The organism is Clostridium sediminicola, assembly GCF_050402865.1.
In the GTDB taxonomy this organism is placed as follows: domain Bacteria; phylum Bacillota; class Clostridia; order Clostridiales; family Clostridiaceae; genus Clostridium_AF; species Clostridium_AF sediminicola.
The window spans coordinates 1-25,945 of the sequence record NZ_BAABMF010000009.1 but is presented as its reverse complement, the minus strand read 5'-3'; the positions used below and the strand labels follow the sequence as shown (position 1 = coordinate 25,945).

25 protein-coding genes are annotated in these 25,945 nt (G+C 30.1%); 5 read left to right on the top strand and 20 right to left on the bottom strand.

The window, feature by feature from the left end:
- Positions 1-23: 23 nt before the first annotated feature.
- The gene (locus tag ACQ3F0_RS14885; protein ID WP_428866111.1) at positions 24-923 is read right to left on the bottom strand and encodes a Cof-type HAD-IIB family hydrolase; all 900 of its coding nucleotides are present in this window, start codon (positions 921-923) and stop codon (positions 24-26) included.
- Between the two features lie 110 nt (positions 924-1,033).
- Positions 1,034-1,504, bottom strand: a complete 471-nt coding sequence (locus tag ACQ3F0_RS14880) for a heme-degrading domain-containing protein (protein ID WP_428866110.1) — start codon at positions 1,502-1,504, stop codon at positions 1,034-1,036.
- A gap of 230 nt (positions 1,505-1,734) precedes the next feature.
- Between ACQ3F0_RS14880 and ACQ3F0_RS14875 the strand changes: the two genes are divergently transcribed.
- Genes ACQ3F0_RS14875 through ACQ3F0_RS14860 form a run of 4 tightly spaced genes read left to right on the top strand, consistent with a single transcriptional unit; the run spans position 1,735 to position 6,525 of the window.
- Positions 1,735-4,035, top strand: a complete 2,301-nt coding sequence (locus ACQ3F0_RS14875; protein ID WP_428866109.1) for a formate C-acetyltransferase — start codon at positions 1,735-1,737, stop codon at positions 4,033-4,035.
- Between the two features lie 51 nt (positions 4,036-4,086).
- Positions 4,087-4,911, top strand: a complete 825-nt coding sequence (locus ACQ3F0_RS14870; RefSeq protein ID WP_428866108.1) for a [formate-C-acetyltransferase]-activating enzyme — start codon at positions 4,087-4,089, stop codon at positions 4,909-4,911.
- Positions 4,912-4,939: 28 nt separating this feature from the next.
- Positions 4,940-5,815: an SDR family oxidoreductase gene (locus ACQ3F0_RS14865; RefSeq protein ID WP_428866107.1), complete on the top strand. Its 876-nt coding sequence runs from the start codon at positions 4,940-4,942 to the stop codon at positions 5,813-5,815.
- A 29-nt stretch (positions 5,816-5,844) separates the two neighbouring features.
- Positions 5,845-6,525 (top strand): fructose-6-phosphate aldolase, encoded by a 681-nt coding sequence (locus ACQ3F0_RS14860; protein WP_428866106.1) that lies wholly within the window; start codon positions 5,845-5,847, stop codon positions 6,523-6,525.
- A gap of 78 nt (positions 6,526-6,603) precedes the next feature.
- Here the strand turns inward: ACQ3F0_RS14860 and ACQ3F0_RS14855 are convergent, their stop codons facing one another.
- The 5 genes from ACQ3F0_RS14855 to ACQ3F0_RS14835 all read right to left on the bottom strand — a co-directional run bounded on the left by ACQ3F0_RS14855 (position 6,604) and on the right by ACQ3F0_RS14835 (position 11,899).
- Positions 6,604-7,638, bottom strand: coding sequence for a Gfo/Idh/MocA family protein (locus tag ACQ3F0_RS14855; RefSeq protein WP_428866105.1), 1,035 nt, complete (start codon positions 7,636-7,638; stop codon positions 6,604-6,606).
- Positions 7,639-7,736: 98 nt separating this feature from the next.
- Complete coding sequence (locus tag ACQ3F0_RS14850) at positions 7,737-8,054, bottom strand: PTS fructose-like transporter subunit IIB (RefSeq protein ID WP_428866104.1); 318 nt, start codon at positions 8,052-8,054, stop codon at positions 7,737-7,739.
- Between the two features lie 65 nt (positions 8,055-8,119).
- Positions 8,120-9,187, bottom strand: a complete 1,068-nt coding sequence (locus tag ACQ3F0_RS14845) for a PTS fructose transporter subunit EIIC (RefSeq protein WP_428866103.1) — start codon at positions 9,185-9,187, stop codon at positions 8,120-8,122.
- Positions 9,188-9,420: 233 nt separating this feature from the next.
- On the bottom strand, positions 9,421-9,858 hold the full coding sequence (locus ACQ3F0_RS14840; protein ID WP_428866102.1) for a PTS sugar transporter subunit IIA: 438 nt from the start codon (positions 9,856-9,858) through the stop codon (positions 9,421-9,423).
- A gap of 1 nt (position 9,859) precedes the next feature.
- Positions 9,860-11,899: a BglG family transcription antiterminator gene (locus tag ACQ3F0_RS14835; protein ID WP_428866101.1), complete on the bottom strand. Its 2,040-nt coding sequence runs from the start codon at positions 11,897-11,899 to the stop codon at positions 9,860-9,862.
- A 392-nt stretch (positions 11,900-12,291) separates the two neighbouring features.
- Here ACQ3F0_RS14835 and ACQ3F0_RS14830 point away from each other — a divergent pair, with 392 nt between their 5' ends.
- Complete coding sequence (locus tag ACQ3F0_RS14830) at positions 12,292-12,489, top strand: cold shock domain-containing protein (RefSeq protein ID WP_428866100.1); 198 nt, start codon at positions 12,292-12,294, stop codon at positions 12,487-12,489.
- Positions 12,490-12,550: 61 nt separating this feature from the next.
- On the opposite strand, the gene ACQ3F0_RS14825 is transcribed toward ACQ3F0_RS14830, so the two are convergent.
- From ACQ3F0_RS14825 to ACQ3F0_RS14765, 13 genes are all read right to left on the bottom strand, one after another.
- The gene (locus ACQ3F0_RS14825) at positions 12,551-13,483 is read right to left on the bottom strand and encodes an AEC family transporter (RefSeq protein ID WP_428866099.1); all 933 of its coding nucleotides are present in this window, start codon (positions 13,481-13,483) and stop codon (positions 12,551-12,553) included.
- Positions 13,484-13,605: 122 nt separating this feature from the next.
- Entirely contained in the window at positions 13,606-15,417 is a 1,812-nt protein-coding gene (locus ACQ3F0_RS14820) for a helicase-related protein (protein ID WP_428866098.1), read from the bottom strand.
- Positions 15,418-16,043: 626 nt separating this feature from the next.
- Positions 16,044-16,940, bottom strand: a complete 897-nt coding sequence (locus ACQ3F0_RS14815) for a GNAT family N-acetyltransferase (RefSeq protein ID WP_428866097.1) — start codon at positions 16,938-16,940, stop codon at positions 16,044-16,046.
- A gap of 245 nt (positions 16,941-17,185) precedes the next feature.
- Positions 17,186-17,392, bottom strand: coding sequence for a hypothetical protein (locus tag ACQ3F0_RS14810; RefSeq protein WP_428866096.1), 207 nt, complete (start codon positions 17,390-17,392; stop codon positions 17,186-17,188).
- Between the two features lie 10 nt (positions 17,393-17,402).
- Positions 17,403-18,407 (bottom strand): ABC transporter permease, encoded by a 1,005-nt coding sequence (locus tag ACQ3F0_RS14805; RefSeq protein WP_428866095.1) that lies wholly within the window; start codon positions 18,405-18,407, stop codon positions 17,403-17,405.
- A 12-nt stretch (positions 18,408-18,419) separates the two neighbouring features.
- Entirely contained in the window at positions 18,420-19,532 is a 1,113-nt protein-coding gene (locus ACQ3F0_RS14800) for an ABC transporter permease (protein WP_428866094.1), read from the bottom strand.
- A 1-nt stretch (position 19,533) separates the two neighbouring features.
- Positions 19,534-20,388, bottom strand: coding sequence for an ABC transporter ATP-binding protein (locus ACQ3F0_RS14795; RefSeq protein WP_428866093.1), 855 nt, complete (start codon positions 20,386-20,388; stop codon positions 19,534-19,536).
- 45 nt (positions 20,389-20,433) lie between these two features.
- Positions 20,434-21,048, bottom strand: a complete 615-nt coding sequence (locus ACQ3F0_RS14790) for a TetR/AcrR family transcriptional regulator (RefSeq protein ID WP_428866092.1) — start codon at positions 21,046-21,048, stop codon at positions 20,434-20,436.
- Positions 21,049-21,294: 246 nt separating this feature from the next.
- Positions 21,295-22,059, bottom strand: coding sequence for an energy-coupling factor ABC transporter ATP-binding protein (locus tag ACQ3F0_RS14785; RefSeq protein WP_428866091.1), 765 nt, complete (start codon positions 22,057-22,059; stop codon positions 21,295-21,297).
- A complete protein-coding gene (gene cbiQ, locus ACQ3F0_RS14780) occupies positions 22,059-22,868 on the bottom strand; it encodes a cobalt ECF transporter T component CbiQ (protein WP_428866090.1) in 810 nt (269 codons plus the stop codon). The genes ACQ3F0_RS14785 and cbiQ overlap by 1 nt, the downstream gene beginning before the upstream one ends.
- A 110-nt stretch (positions 22,869-22,978) precedes the next feature.
- Positions 22,979-24,016, bottom strand: coding sequence for an energy-coupling factor ABC transporter permease (locus tag ACQ3F0_RS14775; protein WP_428866089.1), 1,038 nt, complete (start codon positions 24,014-24,016; stop codon positions 22,979-22,981).
- 251 nt (positions 24,017-24,267) lie between these two features.
- The gene (locus ACQ3F0_RS14770; protein WP_428866088.1) at positions 24,268-25,377 is read right to left on the bottom strand and encodes a 4Fe-4S binding protein; all 1,110 of its coding nucleotides are present in this window, start codon (positions 25,375-25,377) and stop codon (positions 24,268-24,270) included.
- Between the two features lie 185 nt (positions 25,378-25,562).
- A partial coding sequence (locus tag ACQ3F0_RS14765; protein ID WP_428866087.1) for a 2-hydroxyacyl-CoA dehydratase family protein occupies positions 25,563-25,945 on the bottom strand: 383 nt, incomplete at its 5' end.

The following is a 25,945-nucleotide window of genomic DNA, read 5'->3' as shown; positions in this document are numbered from 1 at the left end:
ATTTAAATAAATACAAAAGAATACTAACTTAATATAAACTTTTCTATAACATGAGCCACTCCATTATTTTCATTGTCCTCTGTAATATAGTCAGCTATTTCCTTGATTTCTTCAAAGGCATTTCCCATTGCTACACCTAATCCTGCATATTTTATCATATGTCTATCATTACCAGAATCTCCTATACAAATAACTTCTTCTTTTCTTATTCTAAATCTATCTGAAATAGCTTTAACTCCCATCCCTTTATTTGCCTCTTTCCTTATTACTTCAACTGTGTAAGGTGAGGTTTTTAATAATGTATACTTTTCAGCAATATTATTAGGAAGCTGCGATAGATTATCAAAAAGATTTCTTTTAAAACTATCATTAGTATTAATGTAAAGATTATTATTAGGTTCTTCTTCCTCTGTATTCTTAAATAACTTAACTATCGAATCTCTTACAGACGAATCTTCATTAATCAAAGTTAACTTAGTTATATTAGTATTATCTTTGATATCATGTAATTCTACTAATTTTAGTGGTAATTTATTTGCTATAGAATCATAATAACTAAAAAAACTATTTTCAAAAATCATCAAATCCGTATCTGTAAACATATTAAATTTTATATCTAATTCACTTGCCATACTTTGAACTACTCTAATATCTTCCATTGAAAAAGTTTCACACTTTAATACATCATTCTTTGTATTATTTAAAACATAAGCGCCAGAACAAGTCGCTGAATAATGTTCATCTGTCATCAGTTCTAGCTCTTCTAAATATTTTTCTATACCCTGGTGAGCCCTTCCTGTGCATAAAACTATTTTAACGCCCATCTCTTTAGCTTTTTTTATAGCAACAATATTTTCCTTAGAAATTTCTTTATTATTATTTAATAATGTACCATCCATATCTAGTGCCAATAATTTATACATTTTACACACCCCTTATTTATTTGGTTATATTTAATTTTTTATTTTTGTTCATAATAATTTGTTTCGCCTTTTATTTCAATTCCGATTTTCAACATCTTACTTAAACAAAGCTACTTATTTAAGTATTGGCTTAAAGTTTCAATTATTATATTATGATCCTCTATTTGTTTCATACCAGAAACTGTTATAGTTCCAATGATACCCACTCCTTCTACATTTATTGGAAAAGCTCCTCCAAAGGGAGCATAATCTTTTGAATCAATTAAATATTTTTCCTCAATACTTTTCTCTTCTAGCTTAAGCTTGATTCCTATAAAAAGTGAACTTTTACTAAATCTATTCACCACATTATTTTTCCTAATAATCCACCAATTATTATCAGGAGTTGTTCCTTCCATGGCATAATGAAAAACTTGGTGGTTTGCTTTTCTAATATCTACAATAATGGATTTATTCATTTTTTTTGCGTTCTTAATTATTAATAATCCAATTTCCATCGCTATCTCGTTGGTAAAATTCTCGAATTTCAAACGTTCTTCTTGCTCACGTAATTCAGTTAGGTTGTATTCAAGTTTTATCATAAAATCCTCCTATATAAAGCCATACCTTACGTAAATTTAATTTAAACATGTACAAAATCTCAGACTTTAGTGAGTTTTGGACTTGTTTAAAGCTAGTTTATCTAAATATAATTTTAAATTTATAGTAAATTTATATTGATTTATTATTGTTTTAATTATACAATAATATTAAACAATAAACAACAATATTAATCAATAATTGTTTTATTGCATTTAAAGGGGGAATAATTTTGAAATTTTCAAGAATCGAAAAGTTAAAAAATCAATTATTCCAAAATAAGAGAGAAGTATCTATAGAAAGAGCTCTCTTATATACGGAAAGCTATAAAAATACCGAAGGCCTCCCATCAATAATAAGAAGAGCTAAAGCTACAGAAAATATTATGGATAAGGTAGAAATTTCAATACGTGATGGTGAACTAATTGCCGGAAATAGAACTAAAAAACCTAGAAGTGGTATTATATCTCCTGAGATGGATCCACATTGGATCTACGATGAATTAGATTCAATGGAAACCAGACCTCAAGATCCTTTTATTTTTAGAGCAGAAGATAAAGAACTTTATAAATATGAGCTTTTTTCTTATTGGAAAGATAACTCCATGAAGGATTTTATCAACAACAAATTAACCCAAGATGTTAAAACTTTTGTACAAAAGAAAATTGTTAAATTAAATCAAACTGATAAAGGTCAAGGTCACATTATACCTGATTTTGAAAAAATATTAAAACATGGTTTAGGTGAGATTATTGAAGAAGTGAAAAACTTTGAACTAAATGATCCAAAAAACTTTTTCTACAAAGCTTCCAAAATAACTTTATTAGCTTCTCAAAGACATATACTAAGATATGCAGAGTTAGCAAGAACGATGGCATCTAAAGAACAAGATGAAATCAGAAAAAATGAATTATTGAAGATTTCAAGTGTTTCTAAAAAAATTTCTAGAAATGCACCAGAAACGTTTTATGAAGCTTGTCAACTACTTTGGTATATGTGTGTTATACTTCAATATGAATCAAATGCAAGTTCAATATCTTTAGGTCGATTTGATAAATACATGTACCCTTTTTATAAAAAAGATAAGGACAACGGTATAAGCGAAGATTATTTAAAAGAACTTTTAGAGTGCTTATGGATTAAAACAAATGATGTAGTTCTTGTTCGCAGTAGTCACAGTGCAGAATTTTTTGCTGGTTTTCCAACAGGTTACACTGTAACACTTGGCGGGCTAAAAGAAAACGGACGATCTTCAGTTAATGAAATGTCTTATGTTGTACTCCAAACTTATCACGATATAATGTTACCTCAACCAAATTTAGGAGTAAGAATAAATGAATTAATTGAAAAACCATTTTTAAATCTGACAGCAGAAACAGTAAGATTAGGCACTGGTATACCTCAAATTTTTAACGATGAAGTTATCGTACCAGCTTTTCTAAATAGAGGAGTGTCTATAGAAGATTCAAGAGATTATTCCGTAGTTGGTTGTGTGGAACTATCGATACCAGGGAAAACTTATGGACTTCATGATATAGCATTATTTAATCTTTTAAAAGTAATGGAAATAACTCTTGAAGAAAATAAGGATGTTGAATCAATAACTTTTGATGAAATAGTTCATAAAATTAAAATTAACATAAAAATTTATGTAAAGTATATGGTAGAAGGCTCTAATATTGTTGATATTGGACATAAAGAATTTGCTCCAGTTCCTCTACTATCAACATTAATTGATAACTGCCTCCAAAAAGGAAAAGATATAACTTATGGTGGTGCTAAATATAATTTCTCAGGCGTACAAGGAATAGGTATAGCAAACCTAAGTGATTCACTGTATGCACTAAAAAAAATAGTATTTGAAGAAAAAAGAATAAGCTTTAAAGAACTAATAGATATATTAGACAACAACTATCATGGGGAAGAAGCTGAAAAACTTAGAATTAGATTAATTAACAAATATTACAAATATGGCAATGACAATGACGAAGTTGATTTTTTAAGCTCAGATATTTTAAGAGTATACTCCAAAGAAGTCGAAAAATACACAAACCCAAGAGGAGGTGTATTTACCCCAGGAGCTTACACTGTTTCTGCCCATATTCCTTTAGGCGCCGCTGTTGGAGCTACTGCTGATGGAAGAAAATCTGGTGACCAGCTAGCTGATGGTGGTCTATCCCCTATGGTTGGCAAAGATATTTTAGGGCCCACTGCAGCTTTAAAAAGTATAAGTAAATTAGATTCTTATCTGCTTACTAATGGGAGTTTATTAAATGTAAAATTTGCACCTTCTACTTTAAAAGGAAATGAAGGCATAGAGAAATTTTCAGGATTTTTAATGGCATTTATGAAATTAAAAATCCAACATGTTCAGTTCAACGTAGTCTCAGCTAAAACTTTAAAAGATGCACAAGATAATCCTGACAAATATAAAGGTTTAGTTGTGCGAGTAGCGGGATATAGTGCTTTCTTCACTGAACTAAGTAAAAAAATTCAAAACGACATAATACGTAGAACAGAACATATTCTTTAATTTATAATTAAAAATTAGAATATTAATGATTTTTCTACTGGAGGTGATTAAATGAAGGGTTTAATACTTAATATTCAAAGATATTCTATTCATGATGGTGGTGGAATTCGAACAATAGTATTCTTTAAGGGATGTCCTTTGCATTGCCCTTGGTGCTCTAACCCTGAATCTCAGAGTTTTCATGTTGATATGGGTAAAATTAAAAATATATGTATAAATTGTAATAAATGTACTTTTGATGAGAATGAATGTCCGTCTGGTGCTATTGTACATTTTGGAGATTTTATGACTGTCAACGATGTTATAAAAGAAGTACTAAAAGATGAACTTTTTTATCGTACATCTAAAGGAGGAGTTACACTTTCTGGCGGTGAAGTTTTAGCTCAGCCATTATTTGCTCTAGAACTTCTAAAAGAATTAAAAAAACTTAATATTCATACTGCTATAGAAACATGTGGCCAGTGTAAAGTGGAAGATTTCTTGAATATTGCTGAGTATACTGATTTAATACTATATGATCTTAAAATTATGGATTCAACTAAAGCCGAAAAATTCCTTGGAGCAAATTTAAACACTATTTTAAACAATTTTAAAGCCGTTGTTTCTAAGGGTTATAGAGTCATCCCTAGAATGCCTATTATTCCTGGCTATACAATGAATAAAGAAAATATAACAAAATCCATTAAATTCTTGAAAGAATTAAAAATAAAAGAGGTTCATTTGTTACCTTTCCATCAACTAGGAAGTAGCAAATATAGTACAATTAATAAGATTTATACTTTAGGTAATGTCCAAATTCCTACAGAAGAAGAAATTAATGAAACGAGAAAAAGTTTTGAATTAGAAGGTTTTAAAGTAGTAATTGGTGGACTATAACAATAAATTATAATACGAGGTGATTTAGATGAAAAAAAAGATTTTATTAACAGGCGGAAAAGGTTTTTTCTGTACAAGATTCACTGAGAAATATAAGCATGATTATGAAATTTTATCAACAGATAAAGATGACTTGGATATTACCGACGAAGACAAAGTTTTAAAAGCTTTTGAAGAATTTAAACCTGATTATGTAATACATGCTGCCGCTATTGCTGTTACTGATTTTTGTAATAAACACCCAGAAATTGCTCACAAAATAAATGTAGAAGGTGCTGTAAATGTTGCAAAAGCTTGTAAATCAGTTAATGCAAAAATGGTTTTCATTAGTTCTGAGCAAGTCTTTAACGGAAATACGGAAGCTGGTCCATATAGTGAAACTCATATTCCTCTACCAAACACTGTTTATGGTGAAAACAAACTAGAAGCTGAAGGCTTATTAAAGGAAATACTCCATGAATTATGGATTGTAAGATACACATGGCTATTTGGATTTCCTGAAAGAAATACAAATATAAATCCAAATATTCTATGGGATACACTTCAAATTGCTCTAAAGGGAGAAAAAACTAAAGTAACTAACAATGAATTTAGAGGCTTAACATATGTTCACGAACTAATAGATCAATACTATAAAATATTTGAACTACCTTTCGGAACATATCATGTTGGTAGTAAAAACAATTTAAGTAGATATAAAATAACATGTCACATACTAAAAGAATTAGGACTTGAAGAAAGAATTAGTTTACTTATAGAAAAAGACATTGAAAAATATAAAGATGCTCCAAGAGATGTTCGATTGGACTGTAATAAAATAAGTAAATTAGGATTTAATTTTTCAGAGTCTAAAGATGGTATAACAAAATGTATAAATGAGTTTAAATTTAAAATTATAAAATAAATTATTAAATAGGAAAAGGAGAGTTTAGAATGCAATATTTATTAGATACAGCTGATTTAGAAAGTATTAAAAGAGCTTACGATATATTCCCTATGAGTGGTGTTACAACAAATCCTACTATAATCTCAAAAGAAAAAAAAGAGTTTCTACAAATATTAAAAGATATAAGAAACATTATTGGAGAAGATTCTATGTTACATGCGCAAGTCTTAGGAACTAAAGCAGAACAAATGGTAGAAGAGGCAGAATACTTAAATGAATGTATTGGTGGAAATCTTTATGTTAAGATTCCTGTAATTCCAGAAGGAATCAAGGCTATGAAAATTTTAAAATCAAAAAATATGAAAATAACTGCTACTGCAGTAATAACTCCGCAACAAGCATTAATCGCTGCTATTGCGGGTGCTGAATATGTAGCTCCATATATTAATAGAATCGATAATATTAGTGGAAATGGAGTAAAAGTAGTATCTGAAATAGTAGAATTATTTAAGATTCATTCTATAGATGCTAAAGTTTTAGCTGCTTCTTTTAAAAATGTACAACAAGTTCATTCAATCGCATTGTGCGGTTCACAATCTGCAACTATTAATCCTGAAATAATGGAAAAACTTTTAGATCACCCATTAACTGATTGGAGTGTAAATCAGTTTATCTCTGATTGGGAAAGTGTTTATGGAAAAGGAAAAACAACTTTAGAGGCAAAATAGAACATAATAAAAAAGTAGAAAGATAATTTATCTTTCTACTTTTTTATGTTAACTTTTTATTCGTTCATACCATATGGTTTAACCACCATAAGCATCTTGAATTATCTTCTGACAGCTTAATGCATCCTCAAAATTAGCACCTATATTATCATTTATACCAAATACTCTATTTGCAAAACCTATAAGAGATGCTGTATGACAGCCTTGAAAATATCCTAATGAAGCTCTTCTTTCTGGGTAATATTCTAATAATTTATCTCCTCTATTAACTGATTTGACTACCTTCATATTTTTTTCATATAGGAAAATATTCAAATCATAAGCGTTTGAAAATTCGACACTTATACTCCCTTTGGTTCCATATACTATGAATGAATCTGAATGCTCCATTTCTGCAAAAATCCTGGATACCTCTAAGCTTCCGCTAGCTCCATTTTCCAAAGTAATGTTCAAGTTTGCAATTTCATCTACTTCTGTTCTATCTTTAAAATATATTCTAGTATCTGCTTTGATTTTATCAATTTTACCTAAGGTATACTGCACGCAATCAATAAGATGAACACCTAAATCTAATAAGGCTCCCCCACCAGATTCTTTTTTTGTTCTCCATACGCCTTTTTTATTAGGATTCAAATAACTACTATGGTATGTTTTTATCTTAAAATCGATAATATCACCAATAGTTCCTTCTTCTAATTCTCTTTTCAATAAGTTTACAGCTGGAGAATATCTGTACATAAGAGCAACTCTGTTTAATAAATTATTTTCTCTAACAATTTTAGTCATGGACAATGCTTCTTCATAATTATTGGCTAATGGCTTTTCACAATAAACCGGCTTATTATATTTAGATGCTTTCTCTAAGATTTCCAAGTGCGATTCGTTTGGAGTACAAATATCAATAAAATCAATATCCGGATTACTTAAAACCTGTTCTAAATCCATAACATTTTCCACTCCAGTAATTCCAATGTCTTTTGGATTTCTAGTGACAATATGAGTTAATTTTAATTTATAAGGCAAGTTAAACCTTATAGCTGCATCAAAAGCAGCTAATGCATGGGTTTTCGCAATACTACCATAACCTACTATGGCAAAATTCATCTCTTTCATAATTACCTCCAAAAATATCTTTTCTATAATTATACATTAATAGATATATTAAAAGAGCATCTTAAATTTCAGATGCCCTATTTTTTAATTACATTTAATTATTTTTTACTTTTCAAATGAACTTCAATCTTTTCTACTATCTTATCAGCCTTTTTAACTAAATCACTTACACCTACTTTTACAATAGGCTTGCCTGTAAATCTTTCAGTTTCTTTTATACCTATATCTTTTGTAAGTAGTATAATATCTGCTGATTTAACATCATCCGCTGTGAGCTTATTTTCAATACCAATAGAACCTTGAGTCTCTACTTTCACTTCAAAACCTCTCTCTTTTGCTGCTCTTTCAAGAGCTTCTGCTGACATATATGTGTGCGCTACTCCTGATGGACAAGCTGTAACTGCAATAATTTTCATTTCTCATTTCCTCCCACTTTATGATTTCAATATTTATGATTTAGCCATTTTATCTGATATTAATTTTATTCAAAATCTAATTCAACTTCATTATCATCTATTAAATCTTCATTGTTAACTTTTTCTGAAACTTGCTTTTTCAATACTGTAACCATTAATGCTGTAACAACTGAACCAATAATAATTGCTAAAGTATATTTTACTCCACCTGTTACAGCAGGTAAAACTATTAATCCACCCCATGCAACCATGTTTTGAACTCCTAGTAAAGCTGCAGTAGCTCCACCACATGCAGCACCAACCATAAGTGAAGGTATAACTCTTAATGGATCAGCCGCTGCAAAAGGAATTGCACCTTCTGTAATACCAATACATCCCATAAGAATAGATGCTTTTCCTGCTTCTTTTTCTTCAATAGTAAATTTCTTAGGAGCCATTAGTGTAGCAATACCCATTCCAATAGGAGGAGTTGCAACACATACAGCGTTAATACCTGCAATACCATATAAACCCTCAGAAACTGCCATAATTGTAAATGCATATGCAACCTTATTAACAGGGCCACCCATATCAAAAGCATTCATTAATCCCATAATAATAGCTAGAACAACTATACTTCCACTTTGTAAACTTTCAAGCCAAGCAGTTAATGAAGTTGTCAAACTAGCAATTGGAGCTCCAATAACCCATTGCATCAAACCAGCAGCTATAAATGTTCCTATTATAGGAATAACAAATATAGGCATAATTGATCTAAAAGTTTTAGGTACCTTTATTTTTTTAAGATAGAATACCACTATACCAGCAATAAAACCAGCAATGATTGCGCCAAAGAATCCAGCCCCCATTTCATTACCAACCCACGCTGCTATAGCTGCTGGTGCAATACCAGATCTATCAGCAATTGAGTAAGCTATATATGCAGCAAGAATAGGAATCATCAATTGGAATCCAGCTACTCCTATAAAGAATAAGTCTTTTAACATCCCATCCTCTGGAACTCCCGCTTTTCCAGTTAATAATACTGATAAGGCCAATAAGATACCGCCTGCAACTACAAAAGGAATCATGTGTGATACACCAGTCATAAGATGTTGTCTTCCATTTTTAAAGATATTTTTTAAATCATTCATTAATAATACCTCCATTCATTTTTTCATAAGATGGTTAACCTACCAAAGTAAGTTGAACTAAAATCGACCACAATCTGTACTGCAGATTGATGCTTTCTGACACTATATATTGTGACCGAAGTTCAACTAAATTACTTTTTGTGGAATAACCATAAGATATAGATATAATAATTAAAATTATTCACTTTTTTATTAAGTGTACATAATCTTTATCAGTAATATATAAATTACATTTAAAAGCTTAATAAACTATTAATTTCTTCTATAGTGTTTGCATTTTCTATTCCATCTCTAAATTCTTCTTTCATAATATTTCTAGATAATTGAGCTAATATTTTCAAATGTTCATCACCAGCTTCTTTATCTGATACAGCAATCAGAAAAATATACTTGCCATCTTCTTCGTCACTCCACTTTATTGTATTTTTCAATCTTGCGAAGCCAACTGCTGCTGATTTAACTGCTGAGCATTTTCCGTGTGGTATACAAAAATCGTATCCTACGGAAGTTGGAAACATATCTTCCCTTTCATGTACCTGCTTCAAGTAACTGTCTAAATCATATAATTTCCCGTGTTTATTCATATTTTCTGCCAATATTTTAATTGCTTCATCTTTATCAGAAACTTCAATATCCATCATAATTAAATCTTTACTAATAATTTTATCCAATTTAAACTCCTCCATTTTTAAAAATCTCTATAATTTCATATTTATTTTTAGATTTAATAATTTTCTCTATTAAATCTTCATTACTTAATATTGAGTAAAAGTTTTTAAAAAACCTTCTAGTTGTATTAATTACTCCAAATTTTAAACAAAGTATTAAAATTAAGTTAAGTTGTGAACCTTTCCATTCAATGGCTTCCTTAGGCCTTACAATACATATTTTTGACATTTTCACGAATTCTTCTATTGAATGAGGTATAGCAACTCCACTGCCTATTACAGTAGATTCAATTGCTTCTCTCTTAATGATATTTTCTGAGAATCCCTCTTTTGCATAACCATTATCCACCATTATCTTTCCATACTTATATATAATATCTTCAAATTTATTCATCTCTTCATCTAAGAAAATAAAATTCTCATCGAAAATGTCAATTTGCTCACAATTCTCAGGAAGCTTATCATCTTTGATAACAACCTCTTGGCATAACTTTTTCATATTATTCTTACTTACATGCTTTATCTTATTCTTGATTTTAAGAACATCGTAGTCTGTTAAAAGTGTACTTACATTAACTACTTTAGGTATATTTTTGATATTAGGTATTGTTGAAATAATTAAATCACTTTCATTAATTAATTTTTCATTTAAGTAATGATAAGGAATGCAGTGACTAATATTTAATTCATTAAATCTATTTTTTAATTTAGTTTTTAATAATTGAGATGTTCCTACTCCACTAGAACATACTACTATTACTTTTAACTTGTTCTTAATTCTTTCATAAGCACTAGCTATATGTATAGCAATATAACCAATCTCATCCTCATTAATTAAAATCCCTAAATGCTTTTCAAAAATGCTACTACAAGCCCATGTAGCACCAAAAATACTTGTAATCTCATTCTTAACTTTATCTATGATAGGGTTTCTAAGTCTCAATCCATTTTTAAGTCTTATAATAGTTGGCCTTAAATGTAAAACTAATGAATTAAACAAAATTTCATCACTAGAGAAATTAACATTTAAAATACTACCAACCAACCCAATAATTTCACTAGCTATTTCAATGTAAATTGCATCTTCTATATTTGGAAACAATTCAGCTATCCCTATATTTTCATCTTGTTGAATCTTTGCTCCCATCATATGCAAGTTAATATATGCAATTTCACTTTCAGGAAATTCCACATTGAATTCTTCACTTAACTCATTTAGTAACCATTTTGAAATTTCAAATTCATACTTATCCTTTAAGCCTTTGAAGAACTCTTTTTCTACTAGTATTTGATGTTTATTCTTAACTCTGGAGATAGCAATAGCTATATGAGTTATAAGGTTTATAAAAGCTTGATCTGTAAAATAATACCCTAATTTACTTTCTGCAGTTTGAATTACACTTTGAATTTTTAAAAGTTCTATATTTGGAATAAAATGTTTTATTTTTTTATAATTAATAAAGTCAATCCTATAATCAAGATTTTCTCTTTCCTCTAATTCTTCATTAATGTTGATAAGGCCTTTTTCTTGAATAAGATCCATCATGGCACATCTATAATCTTTTTCAGTACCTTCTATCCATAAGCCTTGATTTTGTTTCCTAACCAAAGCTAGTCCCCTACCTTCTATCCATTTCTGAACAAAAATCAGGTCATTAGAAATTGTTCCTGTACTGCAATATAATTCATCAGCAAAAAGTTGAATAGTATAGCTAAACTGGTTTTCAAATAAAGTTCTAAGAATATAATTCCGCCTATACTCTGGACTATAGTTCTTATAAATTACTTCATCCAAAAACAACTCACTTTTTAGTTTCTTTTTTCCTTTATCATCTAGATCAATATAAACTCCTACATTAGGTTTCTTGACTAAATCAATATTTTTTTTCTTTAAATCGTTTTGAATTTGATTTAAATAGTTTCTAACAGTTTTTCCGGATTTACCAACTCCCTTTGCTAAATCATTAACCGTTAACGGAATTTCACTATCAATTAAAATCTTTAAAATCTTTTCTTCAATAACCTTTTTACTAGTAATTTTCATCACTTCCAATATTGGTTTCAATCGTTTGTTATTTTTTTTTATTATTTCTTCTAACTTTATGATAACATTTTCATTCTTGAATTTCTAGATACCATTCCTCAATAGTATTACCGTATTAATGCGGAAAAATAAAGCTACCTTATGCATTAAGCATTTAGATATCTTTAAATTGTCAAAAAATAACTTCCACATCTAGTGTTATATCATTAGGTATTATTGCAAATAATACCTTTGTAGCCTTCTCAATTTGTTTGATAAATACACTTTGAGCAAGGGCTCCAATTTTTTCATGAAGTATGGTTAAACCACCAAAAGTGAGTTAAACTAAATTACTTTTTGCGGAATAACCGGAGTATATAATAAGGAAATAAAAATCTCGGAGGTAAAAAGACATGAATGGTACAGTAAAATGGTTTAATTCAGAAAAAGGATTTGGTTTCATCACTACAGAAGAAGGAAATGACGTATTTGCTCACTTCTCACAAATCAACAAAGAAGGATATAAATCTCTAGAAGAAGGCGAAAAAGTAACATTTAATGTAGTTGATGGCGCAAGAGGTCCACAAGCTGAAAACATTGATTCAATCTAATTAAATTAAACCACGAATCGGGAGCAAAACGCTCCCACTTCGTGGTTTAACCAGGCTATAATTAAAACATAAATTTTGCTAGATATATTACAATTGTTAAAGATATACTACTTAACAAAGTAGTGGTTATAACTACTTGGGAAGCAAAATCGGGTTCATTATCAAATTCAACTGCAATTAACGCAGAATTTACAGCAGATGGAACAGCACTTGAAATTAAAAGAACTTTAGGTATAATACCATTAAAACCCATTAAAGTTATAAGTACAAATGTGATAATCGGACCCCCACATAATCTCATAAAAGATGCTAAATATATATCAAAACTAGAAAGATGGAATTTGGTTATTGAAAGTTGTACCCCTAACGTAATTAATGCCATAGGTACTAAACCATTCCTCAAATAAATTAATGATGGCCATAAAAAGAATTTTGAAATGTCTATTTGTAAATACTTTAGCAAGAACGCTAGAAATATTGCATATATAGATGGCATTGAAACAACTTTTTTCAATGTATCATTTATTTTCATTTGACCTCGCCCACCATTTAAAAATCCTACTGTATATGTGATTATATTTTGAAAAGCTAAAATCATAATTTGAATAGAAGTGGCATATACAAGCTGTGGTGAATCTTTAAAAACCAAAGCAATTAATGGTACCCCAAAATTTCCTGCATTAAAAAGAATTACTGTATTAATAAATGTTGCATTAATAGATTTTGTTTGTTTTCTAAGTTTTCCTACAAGTGAACTAACTATATAGGATAATACAAAAAATAAAAATGCAAACAAAAGTACTTTTAACAAATTCATATCAATGGTTGTCTCATATAAAGACACAAAAATAAAAGAAGGAATAAGCAAATAAAAACTAATTTTACTTAACCCTTTAACATCCATTTTAAAAGTTTTTCCTAAAATAAATCCCAAAAAAATTATCAAAAATATCGGTGCGATATTATTTGTTAATATAAATATAAAAATACTCACTCTGTTGTCTCCTCGTCTTACATGATATTTAAATCCTATAATTCTTAATAACCTTATTATCTATGTAGTTCATTTATTCTACTTTACTACTTGATTTTACATTATTAGGTATGTTTAATCAATTAGTATTTTTCATCTAATAAATTATTAAGATTCAATTTTACCAAAAGTCTATTCAATTTCTCACTAACTCTAATCCTCTCAACGTGAATCCATTCTTCATCAAAAATAACCTGGAACCGCTTGCCAAAGAAATAATAAATATTTATCTTCTGATAATACAATTCTAATTCACTAAGTGACTCATATTTATATGTTGGCTTAGATATTTCATCTCTTTTAGCAATAAATAATTCATCCACATAGAACAGAAAAATGTTCATAAGTGTTTCATTAATCGCGTCAAAAGGCATGTGTATTAACTTCCACTGAGTATTTTCTGAAAGCTTATATCCCCTTATGTTATGCAATATAATTAAGTACTCCCCTATATCCATTTTTTCATATAATAATGATTTACTTTCTTTCTCACTCCAGATAGATAGCTTTTCCGTCAAGGTTGCATTTTCTATATTCAATATTTCTTCACTTGGTCCAAGTATTGCATATTCTATATCCTCATCTCTTTTATTAATAGCTTCCTTAATAAATTCCTCATTTTGCCCGTAAGCTGCAACATAGCCAACATCATAAATACCTTTTCTACCTGCTCTACCTGCTATCTGTTTCACCTCTTGTGATTTTAGGAATCTAAACTCCGTACCATCAAATTTTTTAATCTCCATAAAAACTATTCTTTTAATTGGAAGATTAATCCCCATACCGATAGCATCTGTTGTTATTAATATTGATGATTCCTTATTTAAAAACTGTGAATACTGTTTTTTTCTAACTTCAGGAGGTAAGTCTCCATATATCATACTTGCTTTTATTCCTAGTCTTGAATAGTGCAGACAGAGTTCAAGTACTCTTTTCTTTGAAAATACAACTAGAGCATCTCCCTCTTTTACATCTTTATATCTAAAAGATTTTTCTTCTATTTCCAGGGAAATATTTCTTTTATACTCTTTAATAAAATATTCATCACCTATATCTTCAATAATATCTATTAATAGCTTCTTTGTATTTTCTGCTCCACATATGTGAATCTCTTTACATTTCAATCCTAACAGTGCTCTAGTCCATGCTCCCCCTCTTTTATCGTCTCCTATCATTTGAATTTCATCAATTATAGCTATATCGAATTCCTCATTAATGTTCAGCTTTTCAATAGTACATGAAATATGAGTAGCTCCTTCATTAATAATTTCTTCTTCACCTGTAAGTAAAGTACATGGTACTCCTTCATTATTCAATCTCTCATAATTTTCAAGTGCCAGTATTCTGAGGGGAGCAAGATATATACCTTTACTCTTCATTTTAAGTTTTTGCATTGCATTATAAGTTTTTCCTGTATTGGTTTCGCCTAAATGTAGATAAATAGTTCTTTTTATTTTTCTTGCTTCTTTATACTCATCTTTTGGGTTCTCTGGAAATATAATATCCAGATTTTCATTTATTTTCTTTGGAATATATTTTGTAATCAAAACACTCATCAACCCTGAGCTTATATAATCCTCATAATTCTCTTCAATTATTTCTTGAAGTTTGTAATTGGTGTTGTTTTTCTGATTATATCCTGAAATTAATCGTTCTGATACATAATTGAGCAATTCCTCATATTTTTCATATAATTCTTCCACTTCTTTCTTTTTTTTAGGTCTTCTCCTTTTAATTAATAATTTTTCTATTTCACTTAATTGTTTTAGTTTTTTTCTAAGAGATGCTTCATGCTCCCACAGTGAATTGGTTCTTGTATTATTTATTATTTGTTCAATCTGCTTTATCTGATTTTGAAGTTTTTTTAGTTCTCTTTCAGCTACTGATCCTTTCATTTCTATTCCTCCTTGTGAATACAAAAATAAAGTTTAAATATTAATTTTCACATTTGATTATCTATAGTGTTTGTTTTTATGAATAATATATTTATATGGTTCTGATTATAGTCTTATTATTTTATTCATTAGAGAATTCTTAGAAAATCCCTCAATAATAAGATAACACCCTAATGCCATGTTACACGGCATTAGGGTGTTATCTTAAAATATCTACTTATCATCTTTTGGGTACAATTTGCTTAGGAAAAAAAAGTGAAGACTTACCCACTAAATTTCTTTTATTACATAAATTTAATATTAGCAAAAACAAAAAAAGCAAAAGTTTTTCAGGTGTAGTTACAAAAAGACATTTATATTCTTTCACTTTGGGTAATTTATCATTGTAATTATTAGAAAAACCCTTCCTGTAATCTTTTTGTATATGATTTACAGATACATATACAGAATTTTGTTTTTTTTTCTCGTCATTCCTATTAGTGTAAGTATAGCTGTTACCATTTTGTTTTATTAAGGATTTCTTATTTCTATCAAACCCATTCATTTTATCACCTTCTGAATCAATATATTAGGCATAACTTGCCTAATATATTATATTCAAAGTCTGCTCAAAAGTTTTATGTTCTTTACGCATGAGATATTATTGGAAACATGGTTTTTCCTATAATATTCTTTCCTCTCACAAATAAAGTTGTATCTTCTTCTTTCAATATTTTAGTAGAAAATGATTTATCCTCTAAAGGAGTAAATCCTAAAATCACCATTGTATTTTCATGGTTCGATAATGCATTAATGACACTATCTAAATTAAAATCTTTTTCACTAAATACATCTTGTAAATATAATTTATTACCATAATATTCAACAATAACTGCAATATTTAACTGTTTAATGTAGTAAATATTATTTTTCATAAATGAGTTGCAGTAAAACATAATAAGGCCAAAATTATCTAGCATAGATATCTTTGAAATAGATTTTGCATTTAAAGCTAAACGTGTAAAAATATTTTTATCATTTCTGTTATCCATCTCAAGTTTTCTAATCGTAAAATCATTTTTTTTCTTTTTTATTTGTTTTATACTTTGATATTCATCCACTTTTTCAAATCCAAATTTTGGATACATTTCGACAACACTATCATTTGCAAATAAATACATAAAATCGCTACATCCTTCATACTCTTTCAATACAATATCCATCAATTTTCTAATTAATCCTCTATTTCTATGTAATTTATCAGTCATTACTGTTCCAATTTGAATTGTGTTCTTTACATCTCCTTCAATCATAAAATTAATTTTATTGACTGAAACATTTGCTACTATTTCATCATTGTATGTAAAAGAATAAGGAATATATCTTTCTTTCCAATATCCTAGTTGATACCATTGTTCGAAATCAAATCCATAAGTTTTTCTGGTCAATTCATTAAAACTACTTCTTAACTTATCATCCTCTTTATAATTGTTTACAAAATAGTATTTTTTACCATTAATAATCAATTCTATTTTTTCTTTCATATTTAGTATCCTCCATATAATCCAATAGTATGTCTTTTACTTAATAATGTAATCAATTTCTATTTCATATCTTATAACTAAATCTACCATGATGATTTTAATAAGGCAACCTCAAAAATATTTCATAAATAAAAATGAGGAAAGCATATACTTTCCTCAGATCAAGACTACATTTTAATAACAATTTGGTATATAAATAAAGGAAAACTCTTGAAAAAATCAAGAGTTAACCAAAAATTTAAATTTTATTTTGTAAGTAACCAAACACCTAAAATAGCAAAAGCTGCACCCCATATATAAAAGAATACTACTGTACCTTTTTCACCTAGTACTTTTCTAAAAGCTCTGATTTTTGCCATATCCCATATTTTCTGTGGTTTCTTTGCTGCTATAAAGAAAACCATTACTGCATAAATAATTGCTAAGATTCCTAATAACGCCATTGTATTCATAAAACCCCTCCTATTCTAACCCTTTTCTTATTTTTGGTGCTAAGTAGGCATATACAATCCCACTTATAACTAATGTGAAAACTGAGTATAATAAAATATTTTGCCAAGTAGATGTTTGTGAAAGAATTTCATTATTTCCTTTATAAGCCCAATAAAATGGATTCCAGTACATAACTTTTTGCCATTTATCACTTAATAACTCAAATACCGCTATTCCAGCTGCTACAGGTATAAATAATATCTTAATATTTGCTGCCGCATTTATTACATCATCATTTGTCAATCCTTCAATAAATCCAACTAGAAGGCTCAGTACTGTTGATATTAATACAAAGAGCAACATCTGGAAGTAATTTATTTCACCAAAACCTGTAATAAGGACAATAGCAATTGTTCCATAGAATGGCAAGAAAATCCCCATAACTCCCTTACCAAGTATAAATGTCTTCCGAGATACAGGCGATAAATGGATTGCTCTAATGGTTTTATCCGCCTTCTCTTCTACAATATTAAGTGCAATCATCATTCCACCCATAACAGAAATCATCAAAATCAATATGTTAACTAGCATTTTCTTAAGTGGAGGAACTGTTCGCCCAAAATCAATAATCTCTGCATTTGAATTAGCAATTTGAATATCTTCTTCATAAAAAGTTAATAGAACCTTAGCATAGTCAATAACCGCTTCTTCCTCATTACCCTGTTGGAGTACATAGTAGTCATCACCGTCCGGAAGAATACCAACAATATTATCTCTTTTTGCAACTCTCTCTTCTACCGCTTTGGCATCTTCAAACAATTCAACCTTTGCAAAATCTTCTAGGTAAGTTACTTGTGCTTCGTTATCACCTTCAATTAATGCTAGGTTTACCGTTGTGCTACTAATACTTGGTGTTAATAGGTTAATACCAAATGCAAGAAGAATTGGAATCACAAGAATATATAATGCTAAAAAGTCTCTTGTATTGACTTTTAAATCTCTTAAGAATATGGTCCATATTTTTTTAATCATCATAATCCTCCTCCCTTACACCGCTAATGTTTTCTTAAATCGCTTATTCGCAATTAGAAATAGTATCAGCCCAGCAACACTGAATCCTAAAGAAACAAGAAGTGTATAAGTTGTATCTCCATTAGCCAAAATTGTTTCTTTAAATCCTTCAATTAAAGGATAAGTGGGTATAATTTTAATCCATAAAGGTTCCCAACTTGGAATAAAATAAGCAATATTCGGTAACATCAATGCTATCATCACAACATAAACCACTCCGAAGGCTTGCATAAGATTTTTATAGAAACTTGCAATGACTAAGCCTAGTGCAGAAACAAAGAAACCTGATGTTATAAGTAACAATAACATTAATGGATAATTAGGCTGTAGTCCCATAATTGGTGCAACAATGATAAAAGAAGATAGAATACTAGTTACTAATATAACTCCAACTTTGCTCATTAGATAATGCCATACAGATGATGCTGTTACTGCATAGGCTTTAATAATACCCTCTTGTTTATCTAAGAATATATAAGCTGCTATTATAAATAATCCCATCAAACTACCATTAAATGTTAGTATAGAAGGAACTACATTTTCACGATCATTCAAAAGTTCGTAATCAGCCCCTAATGAACGTACCTCTTGCTTATCATTAATTGCTTTAAGTTCATCTAAATCTCTATTATGGAAGACAAGATAAACATTTTTAAGTTTCTCGGATTCATAACCTTGCAAATAATATTTATAGTGCATGTTTCCTGAATCATCTAAATTCAAATGTGCTCCTACTGAAGGTCTTTCTGCCTTAGTCATCCTAATCAATATTTCTTCACTTTGAAATACATAAACCTTTTTATCTTCAGTTTCATAGTAGTCAGCAGGTATCAATTCACCTTTGTTTTTTATTTCAACCTTTTCTACTTTACCATCTAAATCTTCTTCTAAAAAATCTTTTATCAATGTATCCGTCACTTGTTTTGGAAGATCAAGGGATATAAACTCCTTTTCTTTGCTCTTAAATTCTTCTGGAACTACAAATAGTAGAATTACCAATAGAAGTACTGCCATAAAAATCTCGATATAAAAGTAAAATCCTCTAGAAGATAACTTAAGTTCTTTAATAAAACTATGCCATAATTTCATCTTAAATAAGCCCCCTTCCAGTTACTTTAATGAAGATTTCTTCTAGTGTAGCCTCCTTTGTATGCATTGTTTGAACTTCATACTTACCTAACACCTCTTGTAAATGCTTAACGTCTTCTTTTTGTATAGTAGATAAGGTTTCTTTAACAGTTTCACCCTCTTTTAAATACTCAATTTCTACAAGTTTATCACCGTATTTAAGCTTAAGGTTTCTAGGTGAATCAATTAGTTTGATTTCTCCATCGATTATAAAAGCAACACGGTCACACAATTCTTCAGCAATATACATGTTGTGCGTTGTCAAAAATACTGTAACCCCTTTTTTGTTCTCCTCTTTTATAATGCTTTTTATCTCAGATGCAATGGCAGGATCAAGACCTGTAGTAGGTTCATCAAGAAACCATAATTTTGGTTTATTAATCATAGATCTAGCAAAAGTAAGCCTATGTTTCATTCCTTTTGAGAATTCCCCAGCTCTTACATTAGCTTTGTCTCCTAATCCAACTAGTTCCAATAATTCTTTTGGTTCACGAGTTTCTACATCAAATAATTTTCTATAAAAATCTAAATTCTCTTTAGCTGTCATTTTACTATAAACATTGGATTGTTCAAAAGACATTCCAATATTATTAAACATTTTGTTAGAAATCTTTTTGATGTCATACCCAGCAACTGTGACATTTCCTTTTTGTAATTGTAAAAGCCCTGTTAAAATGTTTTGCGTTGTTGATTTACCAGCTCCAGATGGTCCGAGGAAACCAAAAATTTCTCCTTCTTTCACCTCAAAACTTACGTCTTTTACAGCGAACTTACCATCCTCATTGTAAGAATGATATAAATTACTAACTTTAATCATAATGAAACGCCTCCTTTTTATTCAGGTTCTTATTTAAAACGATATTTATCTATAAAATGCTTCTTTCAGCATCTTCAAATACTCATCAATTTCTTGTGTAAACGCTTCGTAATCAATATTTACATTCAATGATTCTGATTTAGTTATCCACTCTTCACCTAGTTTTTCCAAAGTCCATTGGGTCATCTTAATAGCCTTTTGAACATCTACATTCTCCTTAAACAGCATAAAATCAATATTTTGATAGTATATCTTATTGTATACATTAGGTATATAAGTTTCAAAAGTTTTCTTGATTTCATCCATTGATTTTCCATCATATATTACTTTAGAAAAATCTACTAAACTAGGATATCTAAGAATCACCTTAAATTTAATCGTTATTACTTGTTTGATTCTTGCAAATATATCTGGTTCATCCCAGTCTAATTCTTCTAAAATAGCACTAGCCATTGTTTGAATTGCAAAGATTTCTAAATGCTCATAAAGACTTTTTTTACTTTTAAAATAATGATACAACAAACCTTTTGATATACCGGCATTTCTAACTATATTATTTGTAGACGCTTTTTCATAGCTATTCTTACTAAATTCTTCCAATGAACTATTTATGATTCGATCTTTTTTCTCAGGATCAATGTTCTTAAATATCTCTTGCAATTTATTTACCTCCTTATCCACTGATTCTTCACCGACCATCTTGGTCTGTTAATTACATTTTAACATACACAAACCACTCTGGTCAATGCTTTTTTAATGTAAACAGACCAAATTGGTCATATTGTTTTGGTTATTTGAATACAACAAAAAAACCTCAAAATAAAACTGAGGCTTAGATATCTTTCAAATTTTAAAATTTCATTATGATAATTTATAGCATACCTAGCAAGGAAGATTTTCATCCTCCTAGGATTTCAATTTTTTACTGCCACAAACTGGACAATTTTGAATACAAAAGGGTAATTCAAGAGAACTGTCATACATTAACTCCTCATTTGATAGAATTTCTCTTGTGGGGCCATCTGCAACTATAGTGCCATCTTTAATAATAATAGTTCGTTTACAAGTTTCCCAAACCATATCCATATCATGGGTTGCAACTATTTTTGTATGATTAAATTCTTTTAAAAGATTAATAAGTCTTCTTCTAGATTTTGGGTCTAAAGCTGTCGTAGGTTCATCCATTATAAGAATATCCGGTTGCATTGATAGAACAGTGGCTATCGCTGCTGCACGTTTTTCCCCACCAGATAACTTATATGGCGGCCTATCTTTAAGATGTGCTATACCAACAGTTTCAAGTGCTTTTAAAACCCTTCTTTCAACTTCTTTTTCTTCCAACTTATAATTACGAGGCCCAAAAGCTACATCATCATAAACTGTAGGCATAAATAATTGATCATCCGAATCTTGAAATACTAACCCTATCCTTTGACGTATTAAAGGTAATGTCTTTTTTGAAACTATAATATCGCCAATATTCACTTCACCTTCTTTTGGAAAAGTAATTCCTAAAAGTAAGTTTAAAAGTGTTGACTTACCTGCTCCATTAGCTCCTACAATTCCAACAGACTCCCCATGATTTATCCTAAATGTAATTCCGTTTACTGCTTTTTTCCCATCTGGATATGAATAATATACTCCTTTACAATCTATAAAATGATGACTCATCACAGCACCCCCATTATGACATTACCTAATGCTTCTGGAATATTGTAAACTCTTGCAACTATAAAATATGCAACCCATAAGAACAAATATAACAAAGATCCAATTGACATACTAATCTCCCTGCCAAAAACATATTCTCCATTAAAACCTCTTAATATCATTGCACTATACACCCTATTTGCTCTATCAAAAGCCCTCAGCAACATTTGTCCCAAAAGTGAACCTGAAACTTTAAAAGAAATGCCTTTTTCCATAGGTGCTCTCAAATGATATGCCTTTAAAACTCTAGCTGTTTCATCTAAAAGCACAGAAATATATCTATATGTTAGAAGTATCTGAGTTACAAATATTTTTGGAAAGCATAGCCGTCTAAATGCATATGCAATTTTTTCAATACCAGTTGTAGCTATTAACAAGAACCCTGCTAAAACTATCAAACAAGACTTTATCAATAATGAAATTAATGAAATCCATCCCCCTGAAACTCCAACTCCTAAAATCACTCCATAAGTTTCAGTATCAAACATTGGATTAAAAATACCTATCCCAATTACTATTGGAAACACAATAAGCGATCTTTTTAGTATTTGAAAAAAAGGTGTTTCAGACAACGTGAAAATAATAATGAGATAAAAAATGTATGGTATCAATGGCAAAATATCATACTTTTCAAAGGATAATACAATTACCAAATATATTAGTGTAACTATTAATTTTATAACTGGATTTATATTATGAATATTACTCTCTCTAGAAGCTAATTCATCTAAGTAACGCATATTAAAAATCGAATAAATTATATTTGACATATCATAATTCACCTCTTTCTATAAATAACGCTTTAAATATCACGAAATTTATTTAGGAGATTCTAAGACTGATGGGATATGTGAGTGCTTAGTCCTGTATAATATACTATCTATATCATTTTTCTTGTCGTTCTACGTTTAGTTAGAGTTATAATAACTCCTGTAAGCATAGCAAGTGCTAAGGTCATTACTCCACCTAAAACCCCTGAAACACTAGTTCCACCACTAACTGATGGCCATGCTTCTGTTTCAATCTCTTCATCACCAGAAGATTTAAAACTATAATCAGGTAAGAAAGCTGTTTGCTCTTGTATCTCAGATGCTTTTGAATAAATTTCACCGTCAGCTATAAGTTCTTCTGTACCTGCTGTTTTAGCCATAGACCATTCTAATCCATCAGGATTTGTAGACGCAAACCAGGATAAGCCCCCTCCTATTACCAAAACACAAATTAACAATACTAGTGAAACCCTTCTAATTGAAACATCTCCTATTGATTCGCCTGAAGCTGATTTTTCAATAATTTCCGGTCGCGCCTTCCATACAAAAGAAACAACTGCAGCTGTCACAATTCCTTCAACAATTCCAATAGCAAGGTGAATTGGTTGCATTAATAGAAGAAAATTTACAAAAGGTAATTCAGTCTTTCCTGAGAATAAAGTTTCGAGAACTACACTAAAAGCACCCATCTGTAATGCAATGATTGCAGAGATAATAGCTCCACTAAATATTCGTTTTTTAGAATAACCTTTTTCTACAAATCTTTTATATATTAATGGATATACAATAAAACATGCATAAAATCCAAGATTAAAAACATTTGCTCCATAAGCTAGCAATCCCCCATCTGCAAAAAAAAGTGCTTGAATTAGAAGAACTGAAGCCATTGTCAAAAATCCTGCATAGGGTCCTAGTAAAATAGCAAGTAACAATCCTCCACCTATATGCCCACTTGAACCAGTACCAGGAATTGTGAAGTTAATCATTTGAGACGCAAAAATAAAAGCCCCCATAATTCCCATTAAAGGTATTTTCTTATCATCTAGTTCATTTTGCACTTTTTTTACTGAATATGTTGCAATTCCTGCTGTTGTAGCAATCATTGTTCCACTAACCACCGGTGACATCAAAGCATCTGCCATGTGCATTTAAATTCCTCCCTTTACTATTTATTTTGAATTTCTTGGTTCATATATTACTTACTTTATATCATCACATATTTTCAAACTTACAAGTGCTATAATCATATTTCATTTTAGATCGATATAATATTTATAAAATCCATTTCAATATCACTGTATTCATTTCCATCTTCGAAGCAATGATACATCAGCTCCAACAACTCCATATACCTTCTTAAGGCTATATGAAGTTGCTTCCTTGAAGCTGGATTTTATTATTATATTCTACCGTTCTCTATAGCCATTCTTTTCAGCTTCTCTTTAATGTCCTTAGGTGGAATATGTAAAACTGAACGACGAGACATATCCAAAGATCTTGTTGGACAGACAGATGCACATACACCACATCCTATACAAAGCTCATTATTCACGACTGTAACTACTTTTCCTTTCCCTTTATTTAACATTGTAATTGCATCTATCGGACACTTATCAACACATACACCACAATTGATACAATTTTCTAATTCTATAGTTGCTATAAAGTTACTAGAGTGAAATGAAAAAGTTTGTTTTTCTTTAACACCTCTAATCATATGACAACAACAACTGCAGCAACTACAAATATAAGTTGGCTTATTCATTACATTATCACAAAGATGTACTAACCCATATTTCTGTGTTTCTTCCAAAACTTCAAGTAGCTCTTCAACTGTTGCTGGTTTTGCAAGTCCTTTACTCACAAGCCACTTAGCAGCTCCTCCTAGTGATATACAAACATCCTGAGGTGCATCGCAGGCTGTTCCAAGGTGAGATGCTTGGTGTCGACACTGACAAACAGATAGTGATCCCCCACCTGCTTCACGAACAATTTTCGTTGCTCTCTCATATAATAAAACTTCTGTTTCCACTGCCACAGGAATAACATTCTCGTAGACCAGGGTACGCATGATTTTCGTATCAATTCCAGCGATTTCTTCAAATGCCCCATCACTATTAAAGTACTTTTCAAATAATTCTGCTAGTTCTTTTAACTTAATCTGATCACCCGTTCGCATAAAAGTATATTCAAAAAAACCCACCACAAAAGGAGCTAACATATAATAAACACTATCTTTACGAGGAATATCTAAAATTAATCCTTTCTTAGACATTTCTTCTAATATAATTTTTAACTCATTTTCCTTAATTTCAGTTATACTCGAAATCTTATTTAAAGTCATAGGAACTAAAGGAAATTTACTAGCAACCATAGCCTGGCTTTCTGTATACAGCGAATAAAGTAGTTCCATAAATTCTTCATTAACTTTTGCACCTTCTGGTGCCTTGCTGAGTCGTTCAGCCAGTGCATGATAAATCTCTTCTTTAGCATTTATAGCATGTCCCATAATATTTTTCTCCTCTTTAAAAGTACGTATATTTATTATACCTTAATATAAACTTAAACTATGAAGAATTTAGATATCATCTTATTATAATTCATCTTTATTTTATTAGTAAATTCATTATCAAACACTAGTTTTTTCTAAAACAACAAAAATCTCCTCATTATTAGCAATGTCCCTACAATGGTCTACACTTTCGAAAGCCTCTTGGCTCCCACAACACTCTCCATATACTCCGTAATTGACGCCTTGACCTCATCAATGCTTTTATAGCGCAAATCAACAGAATCCAATTCCACCGTTAAAGTAGGAATTCCGAACTTCTCCTGAATCATATCTGTAACCATCTTAGCCGCAGCAAAGGTATGCTTACACCCCACATGACCGATAAACATGGACACGTTCACATGGTAACTCTCCATGATGTCCTCCACAAGGTTAACATAGTGTTCAGCAGGGCCGGAAGCACCGTGAATCATAGGACTGGCCTTGGCCTTCTTTGCCATAGTAATCAGCATATCTTCCTTGTCATGGACGTCCTCAAAAAGAATACCATTCTGATAGCCAAAGC